This is a genomic window from Bacillus cereus group sp. MYBK15-3, assembly GCF_051916765.1.
Classification (GTDB): Bacteria; Bacillota; Bacilli; order Bacillales; family Bacillaceae_G; genus Bacillus_A; species Bacillus_A cereus.
Map to the genome: position 1 here is coordinate 219,910 of NZ_JBQAHG010000002.1, position 17,685 is coordinate 237,594.

Below are 17,685 nucleotides of genomic sequence, written 5' to 3' on the forward strand. Positions count from 1 at the left end.
AGGTGTCCGTATGATTTTAGGGATTAATCCGTACTTAGTTTTAGATGGTAGTGGGCAAGAAGCTGTACAGTTTTATAAAGAGGCTTTAGATGCAAAAGTAGAAGTCATGCAAACTTTTGGTGACATGCCTGAAAATCCAGAATACCCGATTCCAGCTGAAGCGAAAGAGCGTGTTTTACACGCTACTTTAAAAGTTGGTAATACGGATCTTATGATTTCTGATACATTCCCAGGTCAAGGACATGCAATCGGATCTCAAGTAACAATCGCAATTCAAATTAGTAATGCAGAAAAAGCAAAAGAAGTATTCGATAAGTTACAAGAAGGTGGAGAAGTTATCATGCCACTTCAAGAAACATTCTGGAGCCCAGCATACGGACAAGTAAAAGATAAATTTAATATTGAATGGCAAGTTACAACGTCTACTACTGAACAAAAGTAATTTTTAGAAAAGCACCATGTTTTGAAATGGTGCTTTTTTTTATACAATAAAAAATAAAGGAGATGGGATATATGGGAGAAATTTGGTATGGCGGCACCATTTACACAATGAGAGAAGAAAATGAAAAAGTGGACGCTGTTTACGTTGAAAACGGCATAATTGTTGATGCTGGTAATAAGGGAGAATTAGAAAGCAGATATTCAAACGTAAAGTTACATGACCTAAAAGGAAAAACAATGATCCCAGGTCTCGTTGATAGCCATATGCATCTTATTGGGCATGGAGAGAGATTACTCCGTCTAGATTTATCAAATTGTACATCTTATAGCGAAGTACTGGCTCTTGTTCAGAAGCGAGTGGAAGAAGCTCCAAAGGGCTCTTGGATTATTGGAGAAGGATGGAATGAAAATAACTTTACAGATACGAAAGATGTTCAGCGCGTGATTTAGATGAAATTTCGAAAGACCATCCTATTTTATTAAAGAGAGTTTGTCGTCACGTTACATGGGTGAATTCATACATACTGCAAGAAGTGAATATAACAGAAGCGACAGAAGATCCAAAAGGCGGGAAAATTGGCAGGGATTCATCAAATAAGTTAACAGGACTTTTATATGAACAAGGGCAAGAATTAATTAAACATGTTCAGCCAGAAATTGATGAAGCTTATTTACAAAGAGCTCTGCAAACAGCGATTAAAGATTGCTGGAAATACGGACTTGTTGGCGGGCATACGGAAGATTTAAATTATTATGGTGGTTTTAGAAAAACGCATAATGCGTTTTCTCATGTGATAAAAGAAATGCCATTTAAAGCCCATTTGCTCGTTCACCATGAAGTAGCACATGAACGAAAAGAATATGAAAATGAACATTATATTGAATTTGGGGCAATGAAAATTTTTTCTGACGGTTCTTTTGGCGGAAGAACAGCATTATTAAGTGAACCGTATGAAGATGCGAAGGAAACGAATGGGGTTGCGATTTTCTCATGTGAAGAACTTGCAGAATTAGTGAAGAAAGCACGAGATTTACATATGCCAGTTGCGATTCATACTATCGGTGATTTATCGCTTGAATATGTCATTGATGCACTCGAATTATATCCACCAGCAAAAGGGTTACGTGACCGCATTATTCATTGTCAGCTTGCTCGTGAGGAGTTAATTGAAAGAATGAAAAACTTGCAAGTCATTATAGATATACAGCCAGTCTTTCTTTCATCAGATTTTCCGTCAGTCATTGAAAAACTAGGAGAGCGCCGTCTTCGTTATGCGTATGCTTGGAAGACATTACTGGAAGCAGGGCTACATTGTAATGGTGGCTCAGATGCCCCCATTGAACAAGTAAATCCGTTTCTAGGTATATATAGCGCTGTTACACGTAGAAGTTTTATTGACGGTGTATGCTATATGCCTGAGGAAAGATTAACGGTATATGAGGCTGTTTCTTTATTTACAACAGGAAGTGCCTATGCAATTGGAAAAGAAGCGAAGCGAGGGCAAATTACAAAAGGATATGAAGCAGACTTTACAATATTAGACCGCAATATGTTTGAAATTGAGGCAGAAGAAATAAAAGAAGTACAAGCAGAAATGACCGTAATAGATGGCCAAGTTGTCTATAGAAAAGATGCGTAAAAATATATGAGCGATTATCGGAATATATCGACTTACCGACAAAAACTGACAAGAATAACGGCCGGATAGTAAGAGATTATTGTCCGCGCCAATCGGGGTAAATAAATAACCGCAGAATTATGGAATTCCATAATTCTGCGGTTATTTTAATCCTATAAAAACGTTCTCTGTACTTTTTCCCAGAAAGAGTTGTTTTTTAATTTAACTGTTTTAATTTGTTTATCGCTTAAGCGTACAACAGCTTTTTCCACTTGTTTAATACTAAGCGCTTCGTTATCCATGCCGATAACAGGATAATCGTTACCGTCTGGTCTTAGTTTTAAAGTTAATGTACGTTCGTGATTTAAAATGAAAGGTGAACCGAGCGTACGGTAAGTGTTGTTGTTTAAAGATGCTAGTTCGCTTACTTGGAAACATGGAATAAGTGGGTCAACAACTGCGCCATGCAATGATTTATTGTAAGCAGTACTTCCTGTTGGGGTAGAAACTACTAAACCGTCACCTCTAAATGTTTCGAAATATAAATCATCAACGTGAACATCTACAACGAATGTTTTTATAATACTAGAACGTAATGAGAACTCATTTAAACAATGGAAAGATGTACTGTGATCTACATCTACCTGAATTGTTGGATATTTACGCACTTCAATTTCATTTTTTGTAATTTCTTGAAGGGCTGTATCAACGTGATCAATATGGAAATCGCAGTAGAAAGAAGTTTCATCTTTCGTAGAAATCCCTGCGTATAAACAATCTTCTCTAAAACCAGTTTTACGAACGGCTTGTAAGAAGGTTGCATCATCTCCAACACTGACGATAGCGTTTGCATTTTTTGGATGATCTAATATGGTAAATCCATTCTCTTCTAAAATACGATAGATTGGTTTCATTTTTTCAACGAGCGTTGCTTTGTCATCACCATAAAAGAAAAATAAATTGCGACGATCTGCCATTATGTATCCCTCCACTGCAGTTAAATTTTCTGTTTTTCGTGCTACATATCATTAGAGTCCGTTCCCTGATGATATGTTCAAATAATATATTTCGATATAAATTGTCAAAATACCTTTTTATTTTTAGAAAAATTTTTATATTCAATCTTATAGAACCCTGTTTAATGATGAATAAAGTTGTCGATAATGGGTACGGAGTGAAAGGATGATACGTATGAAGTGGTTCGTAATTGGAATAATAATTCTTCTTCTTTTTATTTTGTTTATACTATTGTCGAAAATAAAGCTTAAGGTGACATTTTTATATTCAGAAATGGAAAAGCAATGTTTGCTTCAAGTGAAAATATGGATGATTCGATATACATTTGATGTGTTGGAAAGAATTGAAAAACAGCAGAAAAAGACAGGACAGAAAATCGAAAAAGCTGAAGAGGACGGCGGACTCGATAATAAAATTATGGCGCAACTTGACAGCATTGGTGAACTGATAAAAAAGCTTCAAGAAGTTCATACTATTGTTAAAGATTTTCTCAAACGAGTGAAAATCAATGGTTGGAAATGGCATACACAAATTGGAGCAGGCGACGCAGCTAGTACTGGAATTGTCACTGGATATGCATGGGGGACAAAAGGTATGGCTGCTGGAGTTGTCGGACAATATATGCATATTGTCGATGTACCAGAATTTGAAATTACTCCTGTTTTTCAAGGGAAAGGATTTGCGTCAAGATGTGAGTTAACAGCATCTTTTCGGATATTCCGCACTATAAAAACAGCGGTGAAATTGCTCATATTTATGAGGAAGCAAAGATCTGGTATGACAGAAAAATCTGTTCAAGCATAGGGGGGATATAGAATGGACCATCCAATTCAAGGTTTAATGACAACCGCAATGCAGCATTTAAAACAAATGACTGATGTAAATACCATTGTTGGTGACCCAATTAAAGCGGCAGATGGAAGTGTAATTCTTACTGTTTCAAAAGTAAGTTTTGGATTTGCTGCTGGTGGAAGTGAATTTGGTAAAGTAGAACATTCAGGCCGCCATCCATTTGGCGGGGGAAGTGGTGGAGGAGTTTCTATTAATCCTGTTGCCTTTCTTGTTATAAATGGAGATGGTGTGAAAGTATTGCACTTAGATAAACAAACACATGTCATCGATAAAATAATTGAATTAGCTCCACAAGCTGTTGATAAAGTGAAAGAAATGATGGATAAACGAAAAGAAGATGATCCTGAATTTCAAATTTAACGAATAAAGAAGCTAATCAATAGGTTAGCTTCTTTAATTTTTTTGTAAATAAAGCGATTTTATTTGCATTATCGATAGGGACAAACTATCATTTACATTGTACATATTTTGTTTAAATAAGGGAGGATTTTCAAGTGGCAAACGTAACTTTTAAAGGTAATCCAATGACTTTAGTTGGAACAGAAGTTAAAGTTGGCGATCAAGCGCCAAACTTCCAAGTATTAGCAAACGACTTATCTCCAGTAAGTTTAGAAACATACAAAGGCGAAGTGAAATTAATTAGTGTTGTACCTTCAATCGACACAGGTGTTTGTGATGCACAAACACGTCGTTTTAACCAAGATGCAGCAGGTATTGAAAACGCGAAAGTATTAACAATTAGCGCTGATTTACCATTCGCTCAAAAACGCTGGTGTGCAGCAAACGGTTTAGAAAATGTTGTAACACTTTCTGACCACCGTGACCTTTCATTCGGTGAAGCTTACGGCTTAGTAATGAAAGAGCTTCGTTTACTTGCTCGTGCAGTATTCGTAGTAGATAGCAACGACAAAGTAGTTTACGCAGAGTACGTAAGCGAAGGTACAAGCCATCCAAACTATGAAGCAGCATTAGAAGCAGCTAAATCTGCGAAGTAATGTGAAGGAAATGACCTCTTATAAAGAGGTCGTTTTTTCTCATATATTGCTCTATAACGGCATCGATATATGAGAAAAAACGTTATATCATATATAACTTAAAAGGGAGCTCTTTACAGGAGGTCGCTTTTTCTTTTTGGAAAAAAACACTTTGTGGTATGATATAAGTTATGTGTAAAAGAGAGAAGGAGGAATGTACGTGAGTCAGACAGTAGAAACATTATTTTCTATTTTTGATTCTTCTGCGGTAGTTTTACGTAAAGAATTAGATGTAACATATTTAGAGGCGCTTGTAGAAACAGGTGATAACTTGTTTGAGGGAGCGATTTTACAAGAGGAATTATCCGAATCAGCAATTGAAAGGCTGAATCGTGAATATAGTACGTTTAATGAAGAAACATATAAAGGTGAAGAAATTCGTAAAGCATTTCAGTTAGCCATCTTAAAAGGAATGAAAGAAGGCGTACAAGCGAATCACGAAATGACACCTGATGCAGTTGGGATGTTCATGAGTTACTTATTCCATAAATTTATGCAAGGTCAAAATGAAATTACAGTTTTAGATCCTGCAATTGGAACAGGTAACTTAATGACTACAGTGTTTAATAGCGCTAAAGAAGGACTAACAATGAGTGGATTTGGTGTAGAAGTGGATGAAGTGCTAATTAAACTTGCTTTAGTAAATGCAAATTTACAAAAGCATGCAATCGAATTCTTCCATCAAGATGGACTAGCACCACTTTATATCGATCCAGTTGATGCAGTCGTTTCAGACTTGCCAGTTGGTTATTATCCAAACGAAATCGGTGCAAGTGAATATAAATTAAAAGCAGATGAAGGAATGTCATATGCCCATCACTTATTTATTGAACAAAGTGTGAAACATACGAAAGAGGGCGGGTACTTATTCTTCTTAGTACCAAACTTCATTTTTGAAAGTGACCAGGCACCAAAATTACATGCATTTATTAAAGAAACATGCTTTATTCAAGGGTTATTACAGCTTCCTGTTTCCATGTTTAAAAACGAGAAAAATGCAAAAAGTATATTTGTTCTCCAAAAGAAAGGCGCTAATGTAACAATGCCAAAACAGGCGTTATTAGTGGAGTTGCCTAAATTCTCTAACATGAAGGCGATGGAAGACATTATGGATCAATTAAATACTTGGTTTGCAACACATAAATAAAGCTAGGTATATGTAACAGCATTAGTGATTCATGTAGTACAGTTTTATATAATATGTCATATTTTTAAATATATACAAGATTTAACTGAATTTTTTTGAAATCTGTAATATATATTTTTTCTTGGTGTTACAATTTTTTCACTTGAAATATATGTCGGACGATGTTTAAATTAAAATCGTGAGTATAAAATTTGCTAATGATGAAACGTTTTCATATTTAGTGAATTTGATCAGATAAAATCGAGCGGTTTGTGGAAACATCCACACAACTACCAAGAGAAAAAGGGGCGAAAGACTAGATGTCAAAAATCATCGCGATTAACGCAGGAAGCTCTTCCTTAAAATTCCAATTATTTGAAATGCCAAGTGAAACAGTATTAACAAAAGGTTTAGTAGAACGTATCGGTTTAGAAGATAGTATCTTCACTATTACTGTAGATGGCGAAAAACAAAAAGAAATTACAAACATTCCAGATCACGCAGTAGCAGTTAATATGCTTCTAAAAAAATTAACTGAAAACGGAATCGTTAAATCTCTAGATGAGATTGGCGGTATCGGTCACCGTGTTGTTCACGGCGGCGAAAAATTTGCTGACTCTGTTTTAATTACTGATGAAGTATTAGCTGATATCGAAGAATTAAGCGATTTAGCACCACTTCATAACCCAGCAAACGTTGTTGGTATTAAAGCATTCCAAGAAGTATTACCAAACGTACCAGCAGTAGCAGTATTCGATACAGCATTCCACCAAACAATGCCGGAATCTGCATTCCTATACAGCTTACCATATGAGTACTATGAAAAATTCGGCATCCGTAAATACGGTTTCCACGGAACTTCTCATAAATATGTAACTGAGCGTGCGGCTGAATTATTAGGTCGTCCAATTGAAAGCTTAAGCTTACTTTCTTGTCACTTAGGTAACGGTGCAAGTATCGCAGCAGTAGAAGGCGGTAAATCTATTGATACTTCTATGGGCTTCACTCCACTTGCTGGTGTAACAATGGGTACACGTTCTGGTAACCTTGACCCTGCGTTAATTCCATACATCATGGAAAAAACAGGCCAAACAGTAGAAGAAGTAGTTAACGTATTAAACAAGAAGAGTGGTATGTTAGGTCTTACTGGTTACTCTAGTGACCTACGTGACATCATTGCGAAAGAAGAAGAAGGCGACCACCGTGCGAAAGTAGCACTTGATGTATTCGTAAGCCGTATCCACAAATACATCGGTTCTTACACTGCTCGTATGAAAGGTGTAGACGCAATCATCTTCACAGCTGGTGTAGGTGAAAACAGTGCGATTATTCGTGAGCGCGTATTAGAAGGCCTTGAGTACATGGGCGTATACTTCGATGCAAAACGTAATAACGTATTCGGTGAAGAAGCATTCATCAGCTTCCCACACTCTCCAGTAAAAATTATCGTAATTCCAACTGACGAAGAAGTTATGATTGCTCGTGACGTACTACGTCTTGGAGATATTGGTTAATATATGAAAAAAAAGACGAAATCCTATAGGATTTCGTCTTTTTTCTTTTGGATGTATTTTAAAACTCCATCCGGATATAATATTTTTTCTTTCTGAATGAATGCCGTAATAGGAATCCATTTCGCATATGTTACTGTTTCCTCATCTTGTATATTTAATATTTTCATTTCATATAGTGACGTGTCTAATAAACGCAAAGAATATAGTTGAATAATTTCATGACCAATGTCTCCATCTAGATGAAAGACATTTTCTAAACAACCTAAATAATTGGTGATTTCCACTTCTGTATGAAGCTCTTCCCTAAATTCACGAATAACGGTATGTGCTGATTGTTCACCAAGTTCAATTGAACCACCAAGAGGTCGGTAAAATGTTTCATCGGCTGAATGATATTCTTGTACGAGAAGACGCCCGTGATGTATAGCAATGCCAAAAGCCTTTGCACGTGGATACATATACAATCACTCCTTATTTTTTGTATAAGGAAGATTATAATATGTTTTGTAGTAAAGGTGTCATGTATTTAAGAATGTGGTCTAATCGTAATTCCATCAAATAAGTCTTTCCAAAATGCTTCATTGTATTGGTATACATCCATAATAGGACATTTCATAACGCAAACACGTTGTAATCCCCAATCTTCTTGGGTGATAGTTGGTATATCGGCAGGAATTAGTAACAGGACAGAGAATGTATGTGTAACGATTTGAGATAAAATTTGTTCTAGGGAACATGCTTCTTCATATGTTCCTCCAGTTCGAATAAATAATATGGATTCGGCCGTTTCAATTGTAGCTAGAAAACGATTAATACGATGTTCATAATTTAACTTAATTTCTGTATAAGAAGGCCAAGAAGTTGGTGTGTTTACATCTGTTTTAAAGTCATGACAGGAGTCAATTTCATAAAGGTTGTCCCTTAATCTTAATTTTGCATCATCATCCCAAAATGAGATGAAGGATAAATTTTCGAAATTTAAAAAGCGGTCAAATCGATTTTGTAATAATACATTCACTTTTTCTAATGAGGGGCTTAGCATAAAATCAATAACGCCAAAAAATGGTGATAATTCTAATTGATATAATGCCCAAGCAGGCCAGCAGTTTTGTCCTAAGCTGAATACCGCATTATATTCTTTTTTTATATCGGATAGATTCATGTGATTTATCTCATCCTTTTTGTTAATATTTTATGCCATTCAAAAATGGTATGTGAATAAAGATAGACAAGCATATTTGCAAAGAATAAGCAGAAATATGTTACAATAGAAAAAAATCGAACGAGGTGGTTGTTACGATGCGATCGAAGCGAGAACAAGCCATTTTAGACAATATAAAAGAATGGGAAGCGCAATTAGTTGAGCAAGAAGCGACCGATTTTCAAAAAGTGTTTGATAAATGGTTACATACTACAGTTGCGAAATTACCTGAGAAAAAGCGAAAAGAATTCTTCACGAAAGCAGATGGATGGCTCTTTCATTTGCATGCATTTATTCAAAGTTCACAAGCACAGTTAGATGCACGTAATCGGATTTTAGGAACATCAAGATTATTTGATGAATCGATTGAACAGCTTGAAGATTTGAAAGCATTATCTATTGATCAATTAACATACATAGCAGAGCAGCAAACAGCACGTCATCGTCTATATTCATTTGTACAAGGCGGGGCAACAGGTGCTGGAGGTTTATTATTATTAACGGCGGATTTTCCGGTTATGATCGCATTAAATGTGAAGGCAGTCCAACTTATTGCAACATCATTTGGACATGATGTGAACAAGCCGTATGAAATGATGCTTGCGTTAAAGGTGTTTCATGCGTCATTACTACCAGGAAGACTTCAGCAATACGCATGGTACAATTTATTGCAAGAGCTGGAGCAAGAAGATTCGTTCTTCTACGAAGGAGACGAAGCAGTGCTACAAACAGCTTCTACTGAGGTTGTGTTAAAACAAATTTTGAAGACATTTTCGATTTATGCTCTTCGTCGTAAATTATTCCAAGGTATACCGGTAATTGGAATGGCAATTGGATCTACAGTGAATTATCGTTTAACAAGAAACGTTACTGAATTTGCAAATAGATTTTATCAAGTGCGCCATATAGTCGAGAAAGAAAAAAGAGCATAAAAAAAGCGAGAGGCCGAAGCCTTTCGCTTTTTTAATTTGTTGCATGTTTTTTGGACATTGGAACAGATACTGGCTGTTTTTCTGCTGTTTTTTCTGTTTTTGGATAATAAATTAAATCCAATGTTTTTGCCTGTACGGCAATCGAAAGAATAGTAAAAGCAATTTCTGTCCAATTTAAATAATATAATGAAAGCGCAAGAACAATCGCGTCAAAGACGAAGAAAATTTGCCCAATTGTAAAACGAGTTCGTTTACTTAATACAATTGTTAAAATATCGTCTCCACCGGTTGCACCGCCAAATCGCAATATAAAACCGAGTCCAATACCAGCTAACGCACCGCCAACTACTGCAGCTATAAATAAGTTATTTGATAAATCTACCGTAAATGGAGAATAATTTTCCATAAAGGAATAAAATACTCCGAATGAAATTGAACCTAGGAATGAATAGCCAACCATTTTTCTACCTAAAAATGAAGCGCACAGTAAAATAATTGGGATATCCATTAATACAGTTGAAATAGATGGTGAAATATCATAAAAGTTTTGAATGAATAGTGCAATTCCTACAAAGCCACCTTCTGTTAAGTGGTTTTGGAAGTGAATGTGATATAGCGCTGCTGCTAAAATAAATGAACCGATTAAAACCATAAAAATTTCTTTAATAATTTGCCGACTTTGGATGTTCCTCATCGTTATTCCTTCTTTCCGTAGTTAGTAGTCCTTTTTGTGTTGTAAACTAACTACGAGCTCACATGTAGCTTTCAGTTAGTTTACGAAAAAACTAACTACGCTATATGTCGCTGAAGAAATAACGAATAATCCTCTCGTCCATCAATTCTCCCTACCTTCGTTTTAGTTTAAGTCTTAAAACGACTAAACAAAACGTGGAGTAGGATTCGTCATTTAGCAATCCTGCTCTTCTTTGTTTTGTTTAGTTAGTAACAATTAAGTCCTAAACAAAACGCTATGTGTAAGAAGAGTCTTTTTTTTGCCAAATTATCCTTCGGGCAATCATAATTTCCCCACTCTCGTATTTTTTTCGCTAGACTAAAGTATCTGAGCTGAAAAATACGCTACGTGTATGATTCGTCAATACGATGCCACATGCTCCTTCGAGCGATCATGATATCAAAATCCCTTCCTTCAAGATTTATACTATTATATCATACTTTTAAAAAATGTATGCGGATGGAAACCGACAATAAACGGAGGGAATCTACAAAAAATGTTATGTTTAAATATTTTTGTAGAAAAGCCTAAGTTATTTCGGAGGATTGGACAGTTTGTAACGGTTTGTCCAATAAGTAAGAAAAAAAGGGTTTTATTCCGTTGTATTCTTTTCATCACTTTTATCTTTAAAAAACGCATCCCAACTAATCACACTTAAAAAAGTTAAAGCGATAATAACGAAAGCACGCATAAGCTGTAGACCTCCTTTTGTACATAGTATATGAATCATTAGATTCGGAATGTGTCATTTTTTTACAAGTCTTAACTATTATGAGAGTATATTAATATAGATAGATGAAGGGGAGAGTGAAGGTATGCTAAAAGGAATGTTCAAAAGAAAAGAATTAATATGTATTTCATGTCAGAAAAAAATTCAATATGAAGAAGAGCTTGTTGCTTTTGTAAAGTTGCCGAAAGAAAGAAGTATATTAGTTGGCCCTTTTGATGTGTGTTTGGCAAAAACAGCACAAGAGATATATTGTAAATCATGTTATGACAAAAAAGCATGACCCAAAGTAATTGAGGGGCATGCTTTTTTCATTGGTGTGCTTTCCCCTCAGATACATTTTGAGTGAGTCGATACCAAAGCCAAAGGTCATTAATGATGGAAGCAAGATCGGCAATTTCTGAATTTAGTTTACAAGAAACTTCGAAGTCTTCTTCGTTATTTAAATAATGTTGTTTTGTATTAATATAGTGCTCAAGTTCTTTTATACGATCAGGAATTTTCCCGCGAACTTGTTCCCATTTTAGTAAAATAGCATGTTGCATTTTTTCGGGAATTTCTTCCCAGTCTTCTTGTAAATGCGGAATTTCAATTCCTAGATGTTCATCGTATAAGAAATACTTTTCCATAAGTTCACCCCCGTTTTCCTGCTTATATTGTACAGAAAAACAGAAAGAAGTTCGACGAAATTGTTTGAAAAAATTTGAAAATGACTCTTGATACATTTTGTGAAAGGTGGTAAAGTGTGAATTATTATAAAAGAAAATGAATATTTATTCTTTAGGGGGATGCAAAATGAAGAAGAAAAAAGTTGTATTAGCATATTCCGGAGGTCTTGATACTTCTGTTGCAATTAAATGGTTACAAGAGAAAAATTATGATATTATCGCGCTTTGTTTAGATTTAGGGGAAGGTAAAGACTTAGCATTTGTAAAAGAAAAGGCACTTTCAGTAGGTGCAATTAAATCATATATGATTGACGTTCAAGAAGAATTCGCGAATGAATATGCATTGATGGCGATGCAAGCACACACATTATACGAAGGAAAATACCCTCTTGTCTCTGCATTATCTCGTCCGCTTATTGCAAAGAAATTAGTAGAAATCGCAGAACAAGAAGGCGCAACTGCAGTTGCACACGGATGTACAGGAAAAGGAAATGACCAAGTTCGTTTTGAAGTTTCTATCCAAGCATTAAATCCTTACTTAGAAGTGATTGCGCCTGTACGTGAATGGAAATGGTCACGTGAAGAAGAAATTGCATATGCAAAAGAAAACGATGTACCAATTCCGATTAATTTAGATAGCCCGTTTTCAATCGATCAGAACTTATGGGGACGCAGCAACGAATGTGGAATTTTAGAAGATCCATGGGCAGCGCCGCCAGAAGATGCATATGAGATGACATTGGCGTTAGAAGATACACCGAATAAACCAGAGTTTGTAGAAATCGGATTTGAAGCAGGCGTACCGACTACTTTAAATGGCACTGCATATTCACTTGCAGAATTAATTAAAACGTTAAATGCGCTCGCTGGAAAACACGGCGTTGGACGTATTGATCACGTAGAAAATCGTCTTGTCGGTATTAAATCTCGTGAAGTATACGAATGCCCAGCAGCAATGACGTTAATCACTGCGCATAAAGAGTTGGAAGATTTAACACACGTAAAAGAAGTAGCACATTTTAAACCAGTGATTGAACAGAAAATAACAGAACTTATTTATAACGGTTTATGGTTCTCACCTTTAAAACAAGCGCTTCATGCATTTTTACAAGAAACGCAAAAGAATGTAACAGGTACAGTGCGTGTGAAATTATTTAAAGGTCATGCGATTGTAGAAGGACGTAAATCTGAGTACTCTTTATACGATGAAAAATTAGCAACATATACTGCCCAGGACGAATTTAATCATGATGCAGCAGTTGGATTCATTTCATTATTTGGTTTACCGACGAAAGTATACAGCCAAGTGAATCAAAAGAAGGTGGAAGCGTGAGCAAACTTTGGGGCGGACGTTTTACAGAAGAAGCGGAAGCATGGGTTGAAGAGTTTGGAGCATCCATCTCCTTCGATCAACAATTAGTAAATCAAGATATAAACGGGAGTATTGCACACGTCACGATGCTAGCAAAGCAGAGCATCGTGACGAAAGAAGAAGCAGAGAAAATAAAGGTAGGTCTTCAATATTTATTGAAAGAAGCAAAAGAGAATAAGCTACAATTTTCAGTAGAAGCAGAAGATATTCATTTAAATATCGAAAAGATGTTAATTGAACAAATTGGCGAAGTAGGAGGGAAACTTCATACAGGCCGAAGCCGTAACGATCAAGTGGCAACGGATATGCATTTGTATTTAAAAGAAAAGGTAGAACATATTATAAAAGCTACAAAGCAATTGCAAACTGTTCTTGTTCATCAAGCAGAAAATAATATTGAAACGATTATGCCTGGCTATACGCATTTGCAACGTGCCCAGCCGATTTCATTTGCTCATCATATTCTCGCTTATTTTTGGATGTTAGAGCGTGATGTAAATCGTTATGAAGATTCGTTAAAGCGTATTAATATCTCCCCATTAGGAGCAGGAGCGCTAGCTGGGACGACATTCCCGATTGACCGAGAATATAGTGCGGAGCTTCTTGGATTTAATGGAATATATGAAAATAGTTTAGATGCAGTAAGCGATCGTGATTTCATACTGGAGTTCCTAAGTAACTCATCTATGCTTATGATGCACTTATCGCGCTTTTGTGAAGAACTTATTTTATGGAGTAGCCAAGAGTTTCAATTTATTGAAATGAGCGATCAATACGCAACTGGAAGCAGCATTATGCCGCAAAAGAAAAACCCGGATATGGCAGAACTAATCCGTGGTAAAACAGGCAGAGTATACGGTAATTTATTCAGTTTACTTACAGTAATGAAAGGATTACCGCTCGCTTATAATAAAGACTTGCAAGAAGATAAAGAAGGAATGTTTGATACAGTAAAAACAGTAGAAGGATGCCTTCATATTATGGCGGGCATGCTTGAAACGATGACTGTAAACAAAGAAAAAATGGGGCAAGCTGTGACGCAAGATTTCTCCAACGCAACAGAAATTGCCGACTATTTAGCAAACAAAGGACTACCATTCCGTCAAGCTCATGAAATTGTTGGGAAGTTAGTGCTACATTGCACACAAAAAGGAATTTATTTATTAGATGTCCCGCTTGAAACATATCAAGAAATGAGCTCTTTATTTGAAGAAGATTTGTATGAAGTTCTTTCACCATATGCGGCTGTAAAGCGTCGTAATAGTGCTGGTGGGACAGGGTTTGAACAAATCAAAAACGCTTTGGAGAAGGCGAAGGGGTTAACGAAAGAATTTATTAAGAATTGAGTTGGGAAGTACGCCAGTCTAGTAAAGTCTGGCGTACTTTGTTTTTTAATAATATTTAAGTTACAATATAGTAAAAAATAACAATTTAGGGGAAGTCTATGAAAAAAATAGTGTTTATCATTGTACTGGTAATTAGTTTAATTGCAAATGCTAAAGTGTTTCTTTTGGACAAATATATGTATGTTGGTGAAAAAGAAAAGCGAGAAGAAGCGATTATCGCAACGATGTGGCATTTGCAAGATAAAGGATATAAAGAAAGTGATATTTTATATATAAAACCGGCCTTTTATAGCAAAATGGATTCGTATGGAATGAATGTGCAGTTTAAAGATGAACCAAATGAATCATATACATATAGAGTTTTAAAAGATACGAAAACAAATAAACTAACTGTACACCAAGATAGCAATGAGCAAGATGGTATGGGCGGGAAGCATCAAGAGCTTAAATAAAGAAAGAAAACGACTGATGGCATTCGCCTGCAGTCGTTTTTCTTTTAATCATACTTATGTCGATCTTCCGTAATTCGAATATACTCAATATCCATCAAATCTCTAAGTAATGCACCGTTACTTAGTTCAACGCCATGTTTCTCTTTAAAATGAGTACGAATCGTATCTAGCATTTCGAGTTCTTTCCCATTCACATCTAAAATAATACGTTCAGAATCATCCATGTTGCATCCTCCTTTTTTACACATATATATTTTGTCCGTCTATTTCTAAAAAATGTATGTTAACGTAATGTTAGGAAATAAGAAAGGGATGGAAAATGAGACGTATTTATTTTATAGGGTTAATTTTGTACACGCTAATTGTATTACACGTTGCATTCCCAAATATGTTTTCATTTGAGGATGTAGAAACAGTACACGTCGGGATACTTATCTTTATTCTATTTGTAGTAGACTGCTGTATTTCAATATGGTTTTCGAAAAGAAAATATGTACAAGATAAAAAAGAAATGGAACAAAAAAAGAGAAAACGTTCATTTTGGATGATGACGTACTGTTTGTTTTTAGTGCTTACTGCTGCTTTTTTTAGTGAACATATTCCATTAGAAAGATTAAATATTGGATTTGGAGCGTTCGTATTCGCATACTATTTTTTTATGCACTTTCTTCCTTATATGAAAGAAAAGCGAGGAGAAGAGGAAGACCCGCTTGTAGAAGAAGCGAGAGAACAAGAGCATAAGAGAATAGAAGGGGATATAAAGAAACTTGGAGAACAAAAATGGTATTTAAAATCAAAAATCATATATGTTCTTTGCTTCATTACGCCGCCAATTGGCTATTTGTACGTCTTCTTACTTCGTAAAAAAATGACAGCAGATGCAAAGCAAACGTACTTAACGATCGCGACAATCATGATGGCGTTATGGTCTTTGAAGTTTCTTCCGCCTTATGTGTTGGCAATTACCGTTGTTGTCGTAGCATGTCTTGTGTTTATAGTGAAGTTTATAAAATGAAAAACACCAAGCCTATGTGGACTTGGTGTTTTATCTATAAATTAAAGCTCACCTTGCTCTTCATCACCACGAACAACAAGGACATCGCATTTCGCATAGCGAATAATATGTTCAGAGACGCTACCAATTAGGAAACGCTCAACAGCATTTAAACCAGTCGCGCCACACATAATTAAATCTACTTTATGGTTTGGAGCAATTTCTTTTGAAATTTTTGATTTAGGATTACCGAATTCTAATACAGTTTCAATTTTTTCAAGACCAGCTTCAAGCGCAGTTTTTTTGTAGTCTTCTAATAAGTCTTCTGCAAATAGATTTGCACGTTCCGCAATTGCACGGCTATAAGCTTCTACTGCTGAGTATGCTTTTACATCAACGATATGAGCAATTGTTAATGTTGCATTGTTGCGCTTTGCGACTTGAATTGCTTTTTTAAAGGCTTTTTCTGCTTCTTTAGAACCATCCACCGCGATTAAAATATTTGTATATGTATTATTCATAGTAAATTCCTCCCAATCTGTTTTATAACTGTTTACAACTTAATTATAAAACAAATTTTGGTAACGTGCTTGCCAGAAACGTTACAGAATTTTGAAAACTCTGTTTCAATTCATTTTAGTTGTAATTGGAGCGAGAACTTGTTACATATGAAGTATAGCAATTTAAAAGGGGGCAGTTTTGTGAGACATGCGCTCATTACAGCCGGTACGAAAGGTTTAGGAAAGCAAGTAACAGAAAAATTATTGGCTAAAGGCTATTCAGTAACAGTAACGTACCATAGCGATATCACGGCTATGGAAACGATGAAAGAAACATATAAAGATGTGGAAGAGCGTCTACAATTCGTGCAAGCGGATGTCACGAAAAAGGAAGATTTACATAAAATAGTAGAAAAAGCGATGAGCCGTTTTGGCAAAATTGACTTTTTAATTAATAATGCTGGTCCATATGTATTTGAACGAAAAAAGTTAGTTGATTATGAAGAAGATGAATGGAATGAAATGATTCAGGGAAATTTAACAGCGGTATTTCATTTATTAAAACTTGTCGTTCCGGTCATGAGAAAACAGAACTTTGGCCGTATTATTAATTACGGATTTCAAGGGGCGGATAGTGCACCGGGATGGATTTATCGTTCAGCTTTTGCCGCAGCGAAAGTAGGACTTGTTTCATTAACGAAAACAGTTGCTTATGAAGAAGCGGAGTATGGTATTACTGCGAACATGGTATGTCCTGGTGATATTATAGGCGAGATGAAAGAGGCAACTATTCAAGAAGCACGTCAGCTGAAAGAGCATAACACACCGATTGGTAGATCTGGAACAGGTGAAGATATTGCAAGAACCATTTCGTTTTTATGTGAGGACGATTCCGATATGATTACCGGTACAATTATTGAAGTGACTGGTGCAGTGGATGTTATTCATAGACATCGATAGAATAAAATAAGATGAAGTTTCGAATAATTGGACAGTTTATCCATTGTGCTGAGAGGTGCGGATAATACTGTCCTTTAATATAAAATTAAATCTATCGGAAAACTCGTGTTATTTTTTTGTCAAATATTGAGATATTATGTTAAAATATAAGAGCGTAGAAAGCGCTTTAAAAAATGATTCAGGGGTCATTTCATAAC

Annotated in this window: 20 protein-coding genes and 1 pseudogene; 14 read left to right on the forward strand and 7 right to left on the reverse strand. The window is 35.7% G+C overall.

Annotated features, from left to right (window positions below; genetic code table 11):
• The first annotated feature begins 10 nt into the window (after window positions 1-10).
• Complete coding sequence (locus tag ACTFR8_RS09535) at window positions 11-442, forward strand: VOC family protein (protein ID WP_000600350.1); 432 nt, start codon at window positions 11-13, stop codon at window positions 440-442.
• Window positions 443-513: 71 nt separating this feature from the next.
• Window positions 514-2,081, forward strand: a pseudogene (locus tag ACTFR8_RS09540) (amidohydrolase).
• A 152-nt stretch (window positions 2,082-2,233) separates the two neighbouring features.
• Here ACTFR8_RS09540 and ACTFR8_RS09545 read toward each other — a convergent pair.
• On the reverse strand, window positions 2,234-3,037 hold the full coding sequence (locus tag ACTFR8_RS09545) for an NAD kinase (protein WP_000785186.1): 804 nt from the start codon (window positions 3,035-3,037) through the stop codon (window positions 2,234-2,236).
• 205 nt (window positions 3,038-3,242) lie between these two features.
• Between ACTFR8_RS09545 and ACTFR8_RS09550 the strand changes: the two genes are divergently transcribed.
• From ACTFR8_RS09550 to ackA, 5 genes are all read left to right on the forward strand, one after another.
• Window positions 3,243-3,881 carry a DUF2953 domain-containing protein gene (locus ACTFR8_RS09550; RefSeq protein WP_002098024.1) on the forward strand — a complete coding sequence of 213 codons (639 nt, stop codon included), beginning with the start codon at window positions 3,243-3,245 and terminating at the stop codon, window positions 3,879-3,881.
• 12 nt (window positions 3,882-3,893) lie between these two features.
• Window positions 3,894-4,289: a GerW family sporulation protein gene (ytfJ, locus tag ACTFR8_RS09555; protein ID WP_000350003.1), complete on the forward strand. Its 396-nt coding sequence runs from the start codon at window positions 3,894-3,896 to the stop codon at window positions 4,287-4,289.
• 134 nt (window positions 4,290-4,423) lie between these two features.
• Window positions 4,424-4,924: a thiol peroxidase gene (tpx, locus tag ACTFR8_RS09560; RefSeq protein WP_000024525.1), complete on the forward strand. Its 501-nt coding sequence runs from the start codon at window positions 4,424-4,426 to the stop codon at window positions 4,922-4,924.
• Window positions 4,925-5,123: 199 nt separating this feature from the next.
• Window positions 5,124-6,110, forward strand: a complete 987-nt coding sequence (locus tag ACTFR8_RS09565) for a class I SAM-dependent methyltransferase (RefSeq protein WP_000084367.1) — start codon at window positions 5,124-5,126, stop codon at window positions 6,108-6,110.
• A 299-nt stretch (window positions 6,111-6,409) separates the two neighbouring features.
• Window positions 6,410-7,603, forward strand: a complete 1,194-nt coding sequence (gene ackA / locus ACTFR8_RS09570; RefSeq protein ID WP_000034575.1) for an acetate kinase — start codon at window positions 6,410-6,412, stop codon at window positions 7,601-7,603.
• 23 nt (window positions 7,604-7,626) lie between these two features.
• Here the strand turns inward: ackA and ACTFR8_RS09575 are convergent, their stop codons facing one another.
• Together ACTFR8_RS09575 and ACTFR8_RS09580 are read right to left on the reverse strand one after the other, a co-directional pair.
• A complete protein-coding gene (locus tag ACTFR8_RS09575) occupies window positions 7,627-8,061 on the reverse strand; it encodes an NUDIX hydrolase (RefSeq protein WP_000283470.1) in 435 nt (144 codons plus the stop codon).
• 68 nt (window positions 8,062-8,129) lie between these two features.
• Window positions 8,130-8,765, reverse strand: a complete 636-nt coding sequence (locus ACTFR8_RS09580; protein ID WP_001053732.1) for a DUF1796 family putative cysteine peptidase — start codon at window positions 8,763-8,765, stop codon at window positions 8,130-8,132.
• Between the two features lie 137 nt (window positions 8,766-8,902).
• Between ACTFR8_RS09580 and ACTFR8_RS09585 the strand changes: the two genes are divergently transcribed.
• On the forward strand, window positions 8,903-9,736 hold the full coding sequence (locus ACTFR8_RS09585) for an EcsC family protein (RefSeq protein WP_001256853.1): 834 nt from the start codon (window positions 8,903-8,905) through the stop codon (window positions 9,734-9,736).
• 31 nt (window positions 9,737-9,767) lie between these two features.
• Here ACTFR8_RS09585 and ACTFR8_RS09590 read toward each other — a convergent pair whose 3' ends face one another.
• Window positions 9,768-10,430, reverse strand: coding sequence for a YitT family protein (locus ACTFR8_RS09590; protein ID WP_001244515.1), 663 nt, complete (start codon window positions 10,428-10,430; stop codon window positions 9,768-9,770).
• A gap of 854 nt (window positions 10,431-11,284) precedes the next feature.
• Here ACTFR8_RS09590 and ACTFR8_RS09595 point away from each other — a divergent pair.
• The gene (locus ACTFR8_RS09595) at window positions 11,285-11,479 is read left to right on the forward strand and encodes a hypothetical protein (protein ID WP_000911985.1); all 195 of its coding nucleotides are present in this window, start codon (window positions 11,285-11,287) and stop codon (window positions 11,477-11,479) included.
• A gap of 28 nt (window positions 11,480-11,507) precedes the next feature.
• Here the strand turns inward: ACTFR8_RS09595 and ACTFR8_RS09600 are convergent, their stop codons facing one another.
• Window positions 11,508-11,825, reverse strand: a complete 318-nt coding sequence (locus tag ACTFR8_RS09600; RefSeq protein ID WP_000417218.1) for a hypothetical protein — start codon at window positions 11,823-11,825, stop codon at window positions 11,508-11,510.
• A gap of 166 nt (window positions 11,826-11,991) precedes the next feature.
• Between ACTFR8_RS09600 and ACTFR8_RS09605 the strand changes: the two genes are divergently transcribed.
• From ACTFR8_RS09605 to ACTFR8_RS09615, 3 genes are all read left to right on the forward strand, one after another.
• A complete protein-coding gene (locus tag ACTFR8_RS09605) occupies window positions 11,992-13,197 on the forward strand; it encodes an argininosuccinate synthase (protein ID WP_000727588.1) in 1,206 nt (401 codons plus the stop codon).
• Window positions 13,194-14,582, forward strand: coding sequence for an argininosuccinate lyase (argH, locus tag ACTFR8_RS09610; protein ID WP_044796464.1), 1,389 nt, complete (start codon window positions 13,194-13,196; stop codon window positions 14,580-14,582). The genes ACTFR8_RS09605 and argH overlap by 4 nt, the downstream gene beginning before the upstream one ends.
• A gap of 98 nt (window positions 14,583-14,680) precedes the next feature.
• Window positions 14,681-15,034, forward strand: coding sequence for a DUF3139 domain-containing protein (locus ACTFR8_RS09615; RefSeq protein WP_100619207.1), 354 nt, complete (start codon window positions 14,681-14,683; stop codon window positions 15,032-15,034).
• A 44-nt stretch (window positions 15,035-15,078) separates the two neighbouring features.
• Here ACTFR8_RS09615 and ACTFR8_RS09620 read toward each other — a convergent pair whose 3' ends face one another.
• Window positions 15,079-15,258, reverse strand: coding sequence for a hypothetical protein (locus ACTFR8_RS09620; protein WP_000342765.1), 180 nt, complete (start codon window positions 15,256-15,258; stop codon window positions 15,079-15,081).
• 95 nt (window positions 15,259-15,353) lie between these two features.
• Here ACTFR8_RS09620 and ACTFR8_RS09625 point away from each other — a divergent pair, with 95 nt between their 5' ends.
• Complete coding sequence (locus ACTFR8_RS09625; protein WP_100619209.1) at window positions 15,354-16,049, forward strand: hypothetical protein; 696 nt, start codon at window positions 15,354-15,356, stop codon at window positions 16,047-16,049.
• A 41-nt stretch (window positions 16,050-16,090) separates the two neighbouring features.
• On the opposite strand, the gene ACTFR8_RS09630 is transcribed toward ACTFR8_RS09625, so the two are convergent.
• Window positions 16,091-16,549, reverse strand: a complete 459-nt coding sequence (locus tag ACTFR8_RS09630; RefSeq protein WP_001066673.1) for a universal stress protein — start codon at window positions 16,547-16,549, stop codon at window positions 16,091-16,093.
• A gap of 147 nt (window positions 16,550-16,696) precedes the next feature.
• Here ACTFR8_RS09630 and ACTFR8_RS09635 point away from each other — a divergent pair, with 147 nt between their 5' ends.
• Entirely contained in the window at window positions 16,697-17,488 is a 792-nt protein-coding gene (locus ACTFR8_RS09635; protein WP_002005829.1) for an SDR family oxidoreductase, read from the forward strand.
• Window positions 17,489-17,685: the final 197 nt, after the last annotated feature.

Bases quoted from the DNA above. Each gene is read 5' to 3' on its own strand.
- ACTFR8_RS09535 (WP_000600350.1), top strand. From the start codon at position 11: ATGATTTTAGGGATTAATCCGTACTTAGTTTTAGATGGTAGTGGGCAA.
- ACTFR8_RS09545 (WP_000785186.1), bottom strand. From the start codon at position 3,037: ATGGCAGATCGTCGCAATTTATTTTTCTTTTATGGTGATGACAAAGCA.
- ACTFR8_RS09550 (WP_002098024.1), top strand. From the start codon at position 3,243: ATGATACGTATGAAGTGGTTCGTAATTGGAATAATAATTCTTCTTCTT.
- ytfJ (WP_000350003.1), top strand. From the start codon at position 3,894: ATGGACCATCCAATTCAAGGTTTAATGACAACCGCAATGCAGCATTTA.
- ackA (WP_000034575.1), top strand. From the start codon at position 6,410: ATGTCAAAAATCATCGCGATTAACGCAGGAAGCTCTTCCTTAAAATTC.
- ACTFR8_RS09575 (WP_000283470.1), bottom strand. From the start codon at position 8,061: ATGTATCCACGTGCAAAGGCTTTTGGCATTGCTATACATCACGGGCGT.
- ACTFR8_RS09580 (WP_001053732.1), bottom strand. From the start codon at position 8,765: ATGAATCTATCCGATATAAAAAAAGAATATAATGCGGTATTCAGCTTA.
- ACTFR8_RS09585 (WP_001256853.1), top strand. From the start codon at position 8,903: ATGCGATCGAAGCGAGAACAAGCCATTTTAGACAATATAAAAGAATGG.
- ACTFR8_RS09590 (WP_001244515.1), bottom strand. From the start codon at position 10,430: ATGAGGAACATCCAAAGTCGGCAAATTATTAAAGAAATTTTTATGGTT.
- ACTFR8_RS09595 (WP_000911985.1), top strand. From the start codon at position 11,285: ATGCTAAAAGGAATGTTCAAAAGAAAAGAATTAATATGTATTTCATGT.
- ACTFR8_RS09600 (WP_000417218.1), bottom strand. From the start codon at position 11,825: ATGGAAAAGTATTTCTTATACGATGAACATCTAGGAATTGAAATTCCG.
- ACTFR8_RS09605 (WP_000727588.1), top strand. From the start codon at position 11,992: ATGAAGAAGAAAAAAGTTGTATTAGCATATTCCGGAGGTCTTGATACT.
- ACTFR8_RS09615 (WP_100619207.1), top strand. From the start codon at position 14,681: ATGAAAAAAATAGTGTTTATCATTGTACTGGTAATTAGTTTAATTGCA.
- ACTFR8_RS09620 (WP_000342765.1), bottom strand. From the start codon at position 15,258: ATGGATGATTCTGAACGTATTATTTTAGATGTGAATGGGAAAGAACTC.
- ACTFR8_RS09625 (WP_100619209.1), top strand. From the start codon at position 15,354: ATGAGACGTATTTATTTTATAGGGTTAATTTTGTACACGCTAATTGTA.
- ACTFR8_RS09630 (WP_001066673.1), bottom strand. From the start codon at position 16,549: ATGAATAATACATATACAAATATTTTAATCGCGGTGGATGGTTCTAAA.
- ACTFR8_RS09635 (WP_002005829.1), top strand. From the start codon at position 16,697: ATGAAGTATAGCAATTTAAAAGGGGGCAGTTTTGTGAGACATGCGCTC.